11 protein-coding genes and 1 pseudogene are annotated in these 13,238 nt (G+C 74.3%); 7 read left to right on the forward strand and 5 right to left on the reverse strand.

Annotated features, from left to right (window positions below; genetic code table 11):
- Window positions 1-197, reverse strand: a pseudogene (locus tag ACYVI6_RS15370) (lactate 2-monooxygenase); the annotation flags it as partial.
- A 143-nt stretch (window positions 198-340) separates the two neighbouring features.
- On the opposite strand from ACYVI6_RS15370, the gene hrpA reads away from it, so the two are divergent.
- Both hrpA and ACYVI6_RS15380 read left to right on the forward strand, forming a co-directional pair.
- Window positions 341-4,219, forward strand: coding sequence for an ATP-dependent RNA helicase HrpA (hrpA, locus tag ACYVI6_RS15375; protein ID WP_460447205.1), 3,879 nt, complete (start codon window positions 341-343; stop codon window positions 4,217-4,219).
- A gap of 9 nt (window positions 4,220-4,228) precedes the next feature.
- On the forward strand, window positions 4,229-4,441 hold the full coding sequence (locus tag ACYVI6_RS15380) for a hypothetical protein (RefSeq protein ID WP_460447206.1): 213 nt from the start codon (window positions 4,229-4,231) through the stop codon (window positions 4,439-4,441).
- Here the strand turns inward: ACYVI6_RS15380 and ACYVI6_RS15385 are convergent.
- The 3 genes from ACYVI6_RS15385 to ACYVI6_RS15395 are packed head-to-tail and all read right to left on the reverse strand — an operon-like array spanning window position 4,438 to window position 7,707.
- The gene (locus ACYVI6_RS15385) at window positions 4,438-4,968 is read right to left on the reverse strand and encodes a GNAT family N-acetyltransferase (protein ID WP_460447207.1); all 531 of its coding nucleotides are present in this window, start codon (window positions 4,966-4,968) and stop codon (window positions 4,438-4,440) included. The genes ACYVI6_RS15380 and ACYVI6_RS15385 overlap by 4 nt on opposite strands.
- Entirely contained in the window at window positions 4,968-6,467 is a 1,500-nt protein-coding gene (locus tag ACYVI6_RS15390; protein WP_460447208.1) for an MFS transporter, read from the reverse strand. The genes ACYVI6_RS15385 and ACYVI6_RS15390 overlap by 1 nt, the downstream gene beginning before the upstream one ends.
- A 22-nt stretch (window positions 6,468-6,489) precedes the next feature.
- Entirely contained in the window at window positions 6,490-7,707 is a 1,218-nt protein-coding gene (locus ACYVI6_RS15395; protein WP_460447209.1) for a THUMP-like domain-containing protein, read from the reverse strand.
- A gap of 208 nt (window positions 7,708-7,915) precedes the next feature.
- On the opposite strand from ACYVI6_RS15395, the gene groES reads away from it, so the two are divergent.
- Together groES and groL are read left to right on the forward strand one after the other, a co-directional pair.
- Window positions 7,916-8,212 carry a co-chaperone GroES gene (gene groES, locus ACYVI6_RS15400; RefSeq protein WP_284289800.1) on the forward strand — a complete coding sequence of 99 codons (297 nt, stop codon included), beginning with the start codon at window positions 7,916-7,918 and terminating at the stop codon, window positions 8,210-8,212.
- A gap of 107 nt (window positions 8,213-8,319) precedes the next feature.
- The gene (gene groL / locus ACYVI6_RS15405) at window positions 8,320-9,942 is read left to right on the forward strand and encodes a chaperonin GroEL (protein WP_460447210.1); all 1,623 of its coding nucleotides are present in this window, start codon (window positions 8,320-8,322) and stop codon (window positions 9,940-9,942) included.
- Between the two features lie 162 nt (window positions 9,943-10,104).
- Here groL and ACYVI6_RS15410 read toward each other — a convergent pair whose 3' ends face one another.
- Window positions 10,105-10,410: a WhiB family transcriptional regulator gene (locus ACYVI6_RS15410; protein ID WP_460447211.1), complete on the reverse strand. Its 306-nt coding sequence runs from the start codon at window positions 10,408-10,410 to the stop codon at window positions 10,105-10,107.
- 266 nt (window positions 10,411-10,676) lie between these two features.
- Between ACYVI6_RS15410 and ACYVI6_RS15415 the strand changes: the two genes are divergently transcribed.
- The 3 genes from ACYVI6_RS15415 to shbA all read left to right on the forward strand — a co-directional run bounded on the left by ACYVI6_RS15415 (window position 10,677) and on the right by shbA (window position 13,127).
- A complete protein-coding gene (locus ACYVI6_RS15415) occupies window positions 10,677-11,648 on the forward strand; it encodes a MerR family transcriptional regulator (protein WP_460447212.1) in 972 nt (323 codons plus the stop codon).
- A 177-nt stretch (window positions 11,649-11,825) separates the two neighbouring features.
- Window positions 11,826-12,437 (forward strand): response regulator, encoded by a 612-nt coding sequence (locus tag ACYVI6_RS15420; RefSeq protein WP_460447213.1) that lies wholly within the window; start codon window positions 11,826-11,828, stop codon window positions 12,435-12,437.
- 102 nt (window positions 12,438-12,539) lie between these two features.
- Window positions 12,540-13,127 carry an RNA polymerase sigma factor ShbA gene (gene shbA, locus ACYVI6_RS15425; protein ID WP_460447214.1) on the forward strand — a complete coding sequence of 196 codons (588 nt, stop codon included), beginning with the start codon at window positions 12,540-12,542 and terminating at the stop codon, window positions 13,125-13,127.
- Window positions 13,128-13,238: the final 111 nt, after the last annotated feature.

A 13,238-nucleotide genomic window follows, 5' to 3' on the forward strand; every position in this document is an offset into this window, starting at 1 on the left:
CGGTCGGCGGCCGACGTCGTCTCGCGCCCCGCGCCGCCCGCGACGTACGCCCAGGCCCGCGGCGACATCGCCCGCCGCGCGGCCCGCTCGAGCGCCGTCCAGCCCGTCGGCACCGGCGGCCGGTGGCCCAGCACCCCCGCGCCGTACACGGCCGCCTGCCGCACCCGCCCGAAGCCGCCGAAGTCCCTGAGGTCCACGCCCCGCACCGTACGACCCCTCCGCCGCTCAGCCCGCTTTGCGCGCCTCAGCCCGCTCCGCGAGGCGTCGCGAGCGGGCTGAGGCGCGCAAACCGGGCGGACGCGCGGAAAGTGGGTGGCGGGTGGCACGTAGGCTGGACGGCGTGAGCGAGCGGCCGGGACGGCGGGGTGGACGCCGGCGGCCGAGGTCGCGGCCGGGCGCCGAGCAGCACCCGCGGCGCCGGGGGTTCACGCCGGAGCAGGTGGCGGCGCGGCGGGCCAGCGTGCCGGCGCTCACCTACCCCGAGCAGCTGCCGGTGTCGGCGGTGCGCGAGGAGGTCGCGGCGGCGATCCGCGACCACCAGGTCGTCGTGGTGGCCGGCGAGACGGGGTCGGGCAAGACGACGCAGATCCCCAAGATCCTGCTCGAGCTGGGGCGCGGCGTCACCGGCATGATCGGGCACACGCAGCCGCGGCGGATCGCGGCCCGCACCGTCGCCGAGCGCGTCGCCGAGGAGCTGGGCGGCGAGGTCGGCGAGCTGGTCGGCTACAAGGTGCGCTTCACCGACACGGTGCGCCCGAGCACGCTGCTCGCGGTGATGACCGACGGCATCCTGCTGCAGGAGCTGCAGCGCGACCGGCTGCTGTCGCGCTACGACACGCTGGTCATCGACGAGGCGCACGAGCGCAGCCTGAACATCGACTTCGTGCTCGGCTACGTGAAGCAGCTGCTGCCGCAGCGCCCCGACCTCAAGGTCGTCATCACCTCGGCCACCATCGACGTCGAGCGGTTCTCGCAGCACTTCGACGGCGCGCCGGTGCTCGAGGTGTCGGGCCGCACCTTCCCGGTCGAGGTGCGCTACCGGCCGGTGGTCGACCCCGACGACCCGGACGCCGACCCCGACCGCGACCAGGCGCAGGCGATCTGCGACGCCGTGCTCGAGCTGGGCGCCGAGGGCGACGGCGACGTGCTGGTGTTCCTGCCGGGCGAGCGCGACATCCGCGAGGCCGAGAAGGCGCTGCTCGACCTGGGCGGGCGCGACCGGCGACTGGCCGGCACCGAGATCGTGCCGATGTACGCGCGGCTGTCGAGCGCCGAGCAGCACCGCGTGTTCGAGCCGCACAGCCGGCGCCGCGTCGTGCTGACCACGAACGTCGCCGAGACGTCGCTCACGGTGCCCGGCATCCGGTACGTCGTCGACGTCGGCACGGCGCGGATCTCCCGCTACAGCAGGGCCCGCGGCGTGCAGCGGCTGCCGATCGAGCGCATCTCGAAGGCGTCGGCGAACCAGCGGGCCGGCCGCTGCGGCCGCGTCGCCGACGGCATCTGCATCCGGCTCTACGCCGAGGACGACTACGAGTCGCGCCCCGACTTCACCGAGCCCGAGGTGCTGCGCACCAACCTGGCCGCCGTCATCCTGCAGATGACCGCGCTGGGCCTGGGCGACATCGGCGCGTTCCCGTTCGTCGAGCCGCCCGACCGGCGCGCGGTGCGCGACGGGGTGCAGCTGCTGCACGAGCTGGGGGCGATCGACCCCGACGAGGCCGACCCGTCGCGGCGGTTGACGAAGGTGGGGCGCCAGCTGGCCCGGCTGCCCCTCGACCCGCGGATCGCCCGCATGGTGCTGGAGGCCGACCACGAGGGCTGCGTCGACGAGGTGCTCGTCGTGGCCGCGGCGCTGTCGGTGCAGGACCCGCGCGAGCGACCGGTCGACAAGCAGGCGCAGGCCGACCAGCAGCACGCCAGGTTCAACGACCCGGCGTCCGACTTCGTGGCCTGGCTGAACCTGTGGCGGTACCTCGCCGAGCAGCGGGAGGCGTTGTCCGGCAGCGCCTTCCGCCGCATGTGCAAGAGCGAGTACCTGCACTACCTGCGCATCCGCGAGTGGCAGGACGTGCACCACCAGCTGCGGCAGGCGGCGCGCGACCTCGGCATCACGACGTCCAGCTCGGACGACCGCGACCGCCTGCACCGCTCGCTGCTGTCGGGTCTGCTGTCGCGCATCGGCCTGCGCGACGAGCGCACGGACGGCGACAAGCGGCCCAGCCGCGAGTACCTCGGCCCGCGCAGCACCCGGTTCGTGATCTGGCCCGGGTCGGCGCTCTCGCGCAAGCCCCCCGACCTGGTGATGGTGGCCGAGCTGGTCGAGACCTCGCGGCTGTGGGGCCGCACCGCGGCGGCGATCGACGCGACCTGGGCGGAGCGGCTCGGCGCGCACCTGCTGCGGCACAGCTACTCCGAGCCGCACTGGCACGCCCGGCGCGGCAGCGCGATGGCCCGCGAGCGGGTCACGCTCTACGGCGTGCCGCTCGTCGCCGACCGGCTGGTGGGTTACGGCCGCATCGACCCCGTGATGGCCCGCGAGCTGTTCGTCCGGCACGCGCTGGTCGAGGGCGACTGGCGCACCGACCACGCGTTCTTCCACGCCAACCGCGACCTGGTCGACGACGTCGAGCGGCTGGAGGAGCGCGCGCGGCGGCGCGACCTGCTGGTCGACGACGAGACCCTCTTCGCCTTCTACGACGAGCGGGTGCCGGCCGACGTCGTCTCGGCCGCGCACTTCGACCGCTGGTGGAAGCACGCCCGTCGCGAGACGCCCGACCTGCTGACGTTCACCCAGCAGATGCTCGTGCGCGACGACGTCGCCGCGGTCGACGAGACCGCCTACCCGCCCACGGTGGCGGCCGGCGGCACCGACCTCGAGGTGTCGTACCAGTTCGAGCCGGGCAGCGACGCCGACGGCATGACCGTGCACGTGCCGCTCGCCGTGCTGCCCCGGCTGCACCCCGATGACGTGTCGTGGCTGGTGCCCGGGCTGCGCCACGAGCTGGTCACGACGCTGATCCGCGGGCTGCCGAAGGCCTTGCGCCGCACCATGATCCCGGCCCCCGACACCGCGACGCGGGTGCTCGCCGCGGTCGGCCCGGACGACGGACCCCTGCCCGAGGTGCTCGGCCCGGCGCTCGAGCGGCTCACCGGCACCCGCGTGGGCCGCGCCGACCTCGAGGCCGTGACGCTGCCCTCGCACCTCGTGGTCACCTACCGCGTCGAGGACGAGCGCGGTGGCCGGCTCGCGGAGGGCACCGAGCTCGAGGCGATGCAGGCCCGGCTGCGCCCGCGGCTGCAGGCCGAGGTCGCGGCGGCCGCCGGGCACGTCGAGCGCACCGGCCTGACGTCGTGGTCGGTCGGCGACCTCGCGCCGTCGCTGCGCACGGTGCACGCCGGCCACGCCGTCGACGGCTACCCGACGCTCGTCGACGACGGCGGCACGGTGTCGCTGCGGGTGCTGACCGAGCGCGACCAGGCCGAGCGGCAGCACGCGCTCGGGGTGCGTCGCCTGCTGCGCCGCGAGCTCGGATCACCTGTGCCGCAGGTGCTGTCACGGCTGTCGAACGCGGAGAAGCTGCTGCTGAGTCGCGCCGGCCACGCGACGTCGTCCGAGCTGTTCGACGACTGCACCGACGCGGCGGTCGACGAGCTGGTGCGGCGGTTCGGTGGGGCGCCGCGCACCGAGGCGGCGTACGCGACGCTGCGCGACCGGGTGCGCGGGGCGCTGGCCGGCGAGGTGCTGGACGTCGTGCGCCAGGTGATGCCGCTGCTCGACCTCGCGCACGAGCTGGGGGAGCGGCTGCGAGGTACCACGAGCCTGCCCCTGCTGGCGGCCGTCACCGACCTGCGCGCCCAGCTCGACCGCCTCGTGCACCCGCGGTTCGTGAGCGAGGCCGGGCGCGCGCGGCTGCCCGACCTGCACCGCTACCTGCAGGCGATGCGGGTGCGACTCGACCGGGCTCCCGAGGACCCGCAGCGCGACCGCGTGCGCCAGTCGCAGGTCGAGGGCGCCGCCGACGAGGTGGCCGACGCGCTGGCGTCCCTGCCGGCCGGACGCACGCCGCCCGAGGCCGCGCGCGAGCTGCCGTGGATGCTGGAGGAGCTGCGGGTCAGCCTGTTCGCGCCGGCGCTCCGGACGGCGTACCCGGTGTCGCCGCAGCGCATCCACAAGGCGATCGTGGCGGCGTTCGCGCCCCGCGTGCCGACCGGGTAGACAGAGGCCGTGAGCCACGACCCCGCCACCCCCGCGTCCCGCCGTCCCGTGCTCGCCCTCGTGGGCGTGCTGCTGCTCGGCGTCGGCGCCGTCTGGTTCGGCCAGGGCACGGGCTGGATCGGCGGCAGCGCCATGACCGGCGTCACCACCTGGGCGGTCGTCGGGCCGATCGTGGCCGTCGTCGGGCTCGTGCTGCTCGGCCTCGGGCTCCGCCGCCGCTAGCCGGGCACCTGCGTCGGCAGGCGCAGCACGTCGACGGCCACCCGGCCGAGCGGGGAGGTGCGCTCGCCGGTGCGGTACCGCTCGGCGCCGAGGGCGGTCCAGAACGCCTGTGCCGCGGCGTCGTCGGCGTCGACACCGAGGCCGAGCCACTCCGAGCCGAGCGCTCCGGCCCAGCCGAGCAGGGCGCCGACCGCCTCGCGCCCGAGGCCCTGCCGCTGGTGCGCGGCGTGCAGCTCGAGCAGGCCGACCCAGGGGACGCCGTCGACCGGGTGCGCGTCGAGCACCTCGGCCCACCCCACGACGTCGTCGGAACCGTTGCGCCGCAGGGCGAGCGGGTGCCGGGCCGGGTCCATCGCGGCGACGGCGAGGTCGCGCTCGAGCATGCCGCGGTCGTAGCTGCCCGGGCCGTCTGCGGTGCCCTCGTGGGTCGCGAGGAACGCCGGGTTCGAGAGCGCCACCTCGAGCAGCCCGTCGAGGTCGCTCGCCTCGACGTCCGCGATCACCAGGCGCTCGGTCGTCAGGTGCATCAGCGGCTCGCGGGCTCGTCCTGGCGCGACAGCGGTGCCGCGACGTCCTCGAGCGACTTGCCGGCCGCCTCCACGCCGATGAACGCCTCGACCAGTCCGCCGCCGATCATCAGGGCCGCGCCGAGCAGGTAGCCGCGGCCCACGTTGCCCAGCACCTCGGTCTCGACGAGCTTGCCGAACAGCAACGGCCCGATGATGCCGCCGAGGCCGGTGCCCACCGCGTAGAAGAGCGCGATCGCCATGGCCCGCGTCTCCATCGGGAAGATCTCGCTCACCGTGAGGTAGGCGGCGCTGGTGCCGGCCGAGGCGAGGAAGAACACCACGCACCAGGCGATCGTCAGGGTGGTCGCGTTCAGCGAGCTGAGCAGCAGCGCCGTCACCACCAGCAGCACCCCGCTGCCGATGTAGCAGACCGAGATCATCACCCGGCGACCGACGGTGTCGAAGAGCCGGCCGAGCAGCAGCGGACCGGCGAAGTTCCCCAGCGCCAGCGGGATGATGTACCAGCCGGCCGAGCCCGACCCGACGTCGAAGAACGTGGTCAGCACCAGGCCCTGCGTGAAGAACACCGCGTTGTAGAGGAACGCCTGGCCGACGAACAGCGCCAGCCCGAGCACCGTGCGCTTCCGGTACGTCGAGAGCAGGGTCGACGCGACCTCGCGGAAGGTCGTGGTCGTGCGCTGCTGGATGCGCAGCTCGCGGTCGGCCCCGACGTCCGGCAGGTCGCGGTGCACCTCGCGCCGCACCACCCCCTCGACGTCGTCGACGATCTGCTCGCCCTCGTCCTCGCGGCCGTGGATGAACAGCCAGCGCGGGCTCTCGGGCACGTGCCGGCGCACGAACAGCATCGCGATGCCGAGCACGGCGCCCAGCCCGAACGCGATGCGCCAGCCGAGGTCCTTGGCGAAGAGGTCCTCGTCGAGCAGGAACAGCGTCAGGCCGGCACCGACCGCGGCGCCCAACCAGTAGGTGCCGTTGATGATCAGGTCGATCCGCCCGCGGTACTTCGCCGGCATCAGCTCGTCGATCGCCGAGTTGATGGCTGCGTACTCGCCGCCGATGCCCATGCCGGTCACGAAGCGGCAGGCGAAGAACCAGATCGGGTTGAACGAGAACGCCGTGGCGACGGTCGCCGCGAGGTAGACCGCGAGGGTGATGAAGAACATCTTCTTGCGGCCGTACTGCTCGGTGAGGTGGCCGAACAGCAGCGCCCCGAGGCACGCGCCCAGCACGTAGATCGCCGCCGCCAGGCCGATGTCGCTCGCGGTGAGCTCGAGCCCGGACCCCTTCTCGGTCAGGCGGTCCGACAGCGAGCCGACGATCGTCACCTCGAGCCCGTCGAGGATCCAGACCGTGCCGAGCCCGATGAGCACCATGCGGTGCCAGGGCGACCACGGCAGCCGGTCGAGCCGGGCCGGGATGCGCGTCGTGATGGACCGGTTCTGCGTCGTCGCGGAGGTCACGGGGGTCACCTTCCTGCTGCGACGCCGCGCGCGCATCCCGGGGCGTCGAGGCGGGCCGCTACGGCAGCAGGCGCAGGAGGAGCACGGTCTGCCGGCCGGCCACCCGGGTCAGCGCGATCGTCGCGTGCGCGTCGCCGGCGAGCCGCAGCTGCCGGCGCAGCGCGTCGGGGTCGACCGTGCTGCCGCGCTTCTTGATCGTCAGCGACCCCACGCCGAGGTCGCGCAGCCTGGCGCGCAGCGTCTTCACGTGGAAGGGCAGCACGTCGTCGACGGCGTACGAGTGCACGAACGGCCGGACGTCGCGCCCGGCCGGCGCGTCGGTCGTGACGTAGGCGATGGTCGGGTCGAGCAGCCGCCCGCCCAGGCGCTGCGCGACCTCCGGGACCAGGCCCGCCTGGACGACGGCGCCGTCGGGCTCGTGCAGGAACGCGCCGGGCGCCCCGACGTCGGGCCGGCCGGTGCGGGCGGGGTCGGCCAGCAGCTCGTGCACCGAGCCGGCGCCGTCGAGCAGCAGCGCCGAGCGGGCGACGCCCTCGCGGGCGAGCGGGCCGCACCACAGGGCGCACTCGACGAGCTCGCCCCCGACCGACACCCACTGCGCCTCGGCGCCCTCGGGCAGGTGGCGGTGCGCGATGCCGGGCGCGAGCTTGGCGCCGGTGGCGGGGAAGCGGCGGGCGACGTCGAGCACGAACGACAGGGGCGGCGACGCGGCCTCGGGGTCGACGGTGCGCCGGCTGCCCGAGCTGCTGACGGTGCGCCGTGCCGGGTCGAACCACACGCCGTCGCCCGGCTGCAGCATCGCGTCGAGGTCGAGCTCGGTGACGTCGTGGCAGCGCACCTCGACGTCCGGGAAGTGGCGCAGGTTCATGGTGGCCAGCGCCGCCGTCAGCTCGTCGCGGTCGACCGCCAGCACCGCCCGGTCGAGGCCGGCGAAGGCCATCGCGTCGGAGCCCAGGCCGCAGCCGAGGTCGGCGACCCGCTCGCACCCGGCGGCCACGTAGCGCCGGGCGTGGTGGGCGGCGACCGAGAGCCGGGTCGCCTGCTCGAGGCCGTCCGGCGTCAACAGCATGTCGGCGGCGAAGGGCCCGAGCTTGCCCGCGGCCCGCGCGCGCAGCCGCGACTGGGTGAGGGCCGCGGCGACCAGGGCGGGGTCGTGGCCCTCGGCGCGCAGCCGCTCGCCGAGCGCCATCGCCTGCTGCTCGTCGTACGGCGGCAGCCCGGCCAGCAGCGCCCACCCCTCGGAGGTGAGCAGGGCCCGCATGCCGGTCAGATCCACCCCCAGATCGTGCCAGGTGGGCGGGTGTCCACCGGCACTGGCACTCAGGTTGACCGAGTGCTAACCGACGGCCTAGATTCGGTGTTGGCACTCTCACCTCGAGTGTGCCAACCGGCAGCACCGGCTCGACCCCCGCGACGGCGGGCCGAGGCTGCCCCGCACACGTCCAGCACGCACCTCTCGACTACCCGAAGGGGGAGGCCAGCAAGTGTCTGTCTCCATCAAGCCGCTCGAGGACCGCATCGTGGTCCAGGCCGTCGAGGCCGAGACGACCACCGCCTCCGGCCTGGTCATCCCGGACACCGCGAAGGAGAAGCCCCAGGAGGGCAAGGTCCTCGCGATCGGTCCGGGTCGCATCGACGACAAGGGCAACCGCGTCCCGCTCGACGTCCAGGTCGGCGACAAGGTCATCTACAGCAAGTACGGCGGCACCGAGGTCAAGTACTCGGGCGAGGAGTACCTCATCCTCTCCGCCCGCGACGTCCTCGCGGTCGTCGAGGCCTGAGCCTCCGCCCCCACCACGGGGGCACACGTCCCGCCCCGGCGGCCCGGTCCACCGGTGCATGCCGGGGCGGTCCGCATTCCACGGCTACGAAAGGCACGACACCAGCAATGGCCAAGTCCCTGGAGTTCAACGACTCCGCCCGCAAGTCCCTCGAGCGCGGCGTCAACGCCCTCGCCGACGCCGTCAAGGTCACGCTCGGCCCCAAGGGCCGCAACGTCGTCATCAACAAGAACTGGGGCGCGCCGACGATCACGAACGACGGCGTCACCATCGCCCGCGAGATCGAGCTCGAGGACCCCTACGAGAACCTCGGCGCGCAGCTGGCCAAGGAGGTCGCCACCAAGACGAACGACGTCGCGGGTGACGGCACCACCACCGCGACCGTCCTCGCCCAGGCCCTGGTGAAGGAGGGCCTGCGCAACGTGACCGCCGGCGCCGCGCCGTCCGCCCTGAACCGCGGCATCGCCGCGGCCGTCGACGCCGTCAACGACGCGCTGCTCGAGGCCGCCCGCGAGGTCGAGGGCAAGGAGGAGATCTCCCAGGTCGCCGCCATCTCCGCGCAGGACCCGATCATCGGCGAGCTGCTCGCCGACGCGTTCGACAAGGTCGGCAAGGACGGCGTCATCACCGTCGAGGAGTCCTCCTCGACCGCGATGGAGCTCGACTTCACCGAGGGCATGCAGTTCGACAAGGGCTACCTGTCGCCGTACTTCGTGACCGACCCCGAGCGCATGGAGGCCGTGCTCGAGGACGCCTACGTGCTCGTGCACCAGGCCAAGATCAGCTCGCTGCAGGACTTCCTGCCGCTGCTGGAGAAGGTCGTGAAGACCGGCAAGCCGCTGTTCGTGGTGGCCGAGGACGTCGACGGCGAGGCGCTGTCGACCATCGTCGTGAACAAGATCCGCGGCACCTTCAACGCCGTCGCGGTGAAGGCCCCCGGCTTCGGCGACCGTCGCAAGGCCATGCTCGGCGACATCGCGACCCTCACCGGCGCGCAGGTCGTCAGCGAGGAGGTCGGCCTCGGCCTGGCGCAGGTCGAGCTCGAGCACCTGGGCACCGCCCGCCGCGTCGTGGTCAGCAAGGACGACACCACGATCATCGACGGTGCCGGCGACTCCGCGGCCGTGGCCGGTCGCGTCGCGCAGCTGCGCGCCGAGATCGAGCGCACCGACAGCGACTGGGACCGCGAGAAGCTGCAGGAGCGCCTGGCCAAGCTGGCCGGCGGCGTCTGCGTGGTGCGCGTCGGCGCCCACACCGAGGTCGAGCTCAAGGAGAAGAAGCACCGCATCGAGGACGCCGTCTCCGCGACGCGCGCCGCGATCGAGGAGGGCATCGTCAGCGGTGGCGGTGCCGCGCTGATCCAGGCCGTCTCGGTGCTCGAGGGTGACCTCGGCCGCACCGGCGACGAGGCGACCGGCGTGGCGATCGTGCGCCGTGCCGCCGCCGAGCCGCTGCGCTGGATCGCCGAGAACGCCGGCCTCGAGGGCTACGTCGTGGTCGACAAGGTCAAGGGCCTCGAGCGCGGCCACGGCCTGAACGCCGCCACCGGCGAGTACGTCGACCTCATCAAGGCCGGCGTCATCGACCCGGTCAAGGTGACCCGCAACGCCCTGCGCAACGCGGCCTCGATCGCGTCGATGGTGCTCACCACCGACACGCTCGTCGTCGAGAAGAAGGTCGACGAGGACGACTCGGCCGCCACGGGCCACGGCCACGGGCACGGCCACTGAGCACACCGCTCCGCACGCACCACCGCGACGGCGTCCGTCCCCCACGGGGCGGGCGCCGTCCGCGCGTCCGGGGGCCGGGCGCCGTGCGACCGGCCCGGCACAGCGAAGCGGCCCGCCCCCCGAGGGGGACGGGCCGCTGGGACGCCGGGCTGTGTCGCTGGTTCAGATCGCTGCCGAGAAGCCGTCGCGCTGTTTGGCGACCGCGTAGTGCTGCTCGCGCTCGTCCTCGGTCATGCCGCCCCACACGCCGTAGGGCTCCCGCACCTGCAGCGCGTGGCTGCGGCACTGCTGCATCACCGGGCAGCCGGCGCACACGGCCTTGGCCGCCTCGTCACGACGGCGACGCGTCGGGCCGCGCTCGCCCTCGGGGTGGAAGAAGATGGTGGGGTCGGCGCGACGGCACGCGCCGTCGTACTGCCACTCCCAGAGGTCGGCGACGGGACCGGGGAGGCGGGAGATCTCAGCCATGGCGTGCTCCTTCGAAGCTCTGCAACGTTCTTGGCCGACTCGATCCGCTCTCTGAACCCGTCCGGCGCGCTTTGATGAACGTACAACCGCGCCAGACATAGTTCAAGCCCCTCGTTGAAACGATTCACGACGCGTTCACCTCGGGGTGTCCGCATGTGCTTGCAACGCTTCGCGGCGCGCTTTGCGGCGACTCACCGGCCTGACCGGGTCCGCCCGATCGCGCCGATCGACTGGCGGCGCGGTTTGGGCGCGGTCATAGTGGACGTGTGAGCGACCAGGACCTGGAGCCGGAGCAGCGGTCTGGCGCTGCGCCGACCCTCACGGTCGCCGCGGTGGCCCGACGTCTGGGTGTCGCCCCCGCGACGCTGCGGACGTGGGCGCGGCGCTACGGTCTCGGCCCCACCAGCCACACCGCCGGCTCGCACCGCCGGTATACCAGCGAGGACTTCGCCCGGCTGGCGATCATGCGCCGCCTCACCCACGAGGGCGTCTCGCCCGCCGAGGCCGCTCGGATGGCGATCGAGGACCCCGACCCGCAGCCGGACGACGGCCCGCGCCGCAGCGGTCCGCTCGGCCTGGTGCACGACGACGACGAGTTCGGCGACGACCTTCGCCGACCGGTGCGGCTGCCGGAGTCGGCGCCCGCCGTGCGCGGCCTGGCTCGCGCCGCGATGGCGCTCGACGCCAACGGCATCACCGAGGTGCTGCGCCGGCAGGTGCGCGCCGACGGCGTCGTCGCCACCTGGGACACCCTCTGCGTGCCGGTGCTCATCGGGCTCGGCGAGCGCTTCGCAGCCACCGGCGAGGGCGTCGAGGCCGAGCACCTGTTCAGCGAGTGCGTCATGGGGGTGCTGCGCGCCACCAGCGACCGGCTCACCCAGCCGCGCAACACCGCGCCCATCCTGCTGGCCTGCCTCGACGAGGAGCAGCACAGCCTGCCCCTGCACGCCGTCGCGGCGGCGCTCGCCGAGCGCGGCATCGCCGCCCGACAGCTCGGCATGCGGGTACCGACCGTCGCGCTGTCGGCGGCCATCCGCCGCACCGGCCCGGCCGCCGTCCTGCTCTTCGCCGCGATGCCCGTGGTGTCGGCCGACGACCTGCGGGTGCTGACCCGCGTGCGGCCCTCGCCGCGCATCCTGGTCGGCGGCAACGGCTGGCCGCTCGACGTGCCGCCCTCCGTGCAGCGCGTCGGCTCCATCGGCCACGCGGTGTCCGCGCTCGCCGACGCCGTCGTCTGACCGCGCCGCACCGCCCGGCGTCCGGCCGCCGTCCGAGCCCGTCGCCCGCCGCCCGGAGCGCGTCACGACCGCGCCGACACCCGCGTGCGTTCCCTTCAGCCCCACCTCCCTGCTGCCGATGCATGACCTGTTGGTGGAGCAGCCGCGCACCCGCGGCGACGGAGGGAACCACAGAGCATGTCGACGGTGATGGTGTGCGACGACTCGCCCCTGGCGCGCGAGACGATGCGTCGCAACGTGGCCACGGTGCCCGGTGTGACGCGGGTGCTGGCTGCTGCGAGCGGTGAGGAGGCGCTCGCGCGCTGGCCCGTGGAGCGCCCGTCGCTGGTGCTGATGGACGTGCGCATGCCCGGTCTCGGTGGCACCGAGTCGGCCCGCCGGCTGCTCGCCCTGCACCCCGAGGCCAACGTGATCATGGTGACCGTCGCCGAGGACGCCGACGGCGTGGCCCGCGCGGTCACCGCCGGCGCGCGCGGCTACGTCGTCAAGGACGCCTCCCGCGAGGAGCTCGCCGCCACCGTCGTGCAGTCGCTCACCGACGCGCAGGGCCGACGTGCCCCCGCCGCGGCCGGCGCGCCGTCCGGCGGTGCCGCCCCCACGCTCACCGAGCGCGAGCTGCAGGTCATGAACGGCATGAGCCGCGGTCGCTCCAACGCCGAGATCGGCAAGGAGCTGTACCTGTCCGAGGACACCGTCAAGACCCACGCCCGCCGGCTCTTCCGCAAGCTCGGTGCCGCCGACCGCGCGCAGGCCGTGGCCGTCGGCTTCCGCTGGGGCCTCGTCCGCTGACGCCAGGTGGACGACCAGGCGCCTCCCGACGGCTCGGCTACCGTGGAGACGATGCGTGAGGACGCCCGAGGCACGTCGGTAACGCGGCCCGACCCTGCCGCGATGTCGCAGGTGGAGCCCGTCGACCTGCGGGCGCTGGCCGCGAGGGCGGTCCAGGACGACGCCGGGGCGACCGAGCAGCTGCTGGTGCGGGTGCGGGCCCTGGTGCACCGCTACGCGCGGGCCCGGCTCGGACGCTTCGCCGGAGCGCACGACGCCGCGGACGACGCCGCGCAGGAGGCCTGCATCGCCGTGATGACCGCGCTGCCCCGGTACCGCGACGAGGGCCTGCCCTTCGAGGCCTTCGTGTACCGCATCGCCGCCAACAAGGTCGCCGACGTGCAGCGGTCGGCGGCCCGGCGCCCGGTGCCGACCGACGAGGTGCCCGACGGGGTTGACCCGGCGCTCGGGCCCGAGGACGTCGCGCTCGCCGGTGCCGACGCCGAGCGCGCCCGCGCGCTGCTCGCGCTGCTGCCCGAGGTGCAGCGGGAGATCGTGGTGCTGCGCGTGGCGCTCGGCTGGTCGGCCGACGAGACCGGGCAGGCGCTCGGCATGACGCCCGGCGCCGTGCGCGTCGCCCAGCACCGCGCGCTGCAGCTGCTGCGGCTGCTGGCCGGCCCGGTCGACCCCGACACCGGGGGGCTGTCGTGACCGGCGACCGCCCCGACCCCCGCCGCGACGACGGCGGGCCCGCCTCGCTCGCCGGCATCCACGACGTCGACGCGGTGCTCGACCGGCTCGGCGCGGCGGCCCGCGGCGAGC

This window comes from Angustibacter aerolatus (genome assembly GCF_054776675.1).

What these genes read in the sequence shown, in the direction of transcription:
- ACYVI6_RS15385 (WP_460447207.1), bottom strand. Translation starts at nt 4,968, where the DNA reads ATGCACCTGACGACCGAGCGCCTGGTGATCGCGGACGTCGAGGCGAGC.
- ACYVI6_RS15390 (WP_460447208.1), bottom strand. Translation starts at nt 6,467, where the DNA reads ATGCGCGCGCGGCGTCGCAGCAGGAAGGTGACCCCCGTGACCTCCGCG.
- groL (WP_460447210.1), top strand. Translation starts at nt 8,320, where the DNA reads ATGGCCAAGTCCCTGGAGTTCAACGACTCCGCCCGCAAGTCCCTCGAG.
- ACYVI6_RS15410 (WP_460447211.1), bottom strand. Translation starts at nt 10,410, where the DNA reads ATGGCTGAGATCTCCCGCCTCCCCGGTCCCGTCGCCGACCTCTGGGAG.
- ACYVI6_RS15420 (WP_460447213.1), top strand. Translation starts at nt 11,826, where the DNA reads ATGTCGACGGTGATGGTGTGCGACGACTCGCCCCTGGCGCGCGAGACG.
- shbA (WP_460447214.1), top strand. Translation starts at nt 12,540, where the DNA reads ATGTCGCAGGTGGAGCCCGTCGACCTGCGGGCGCTGGCCGCGAGGGCG.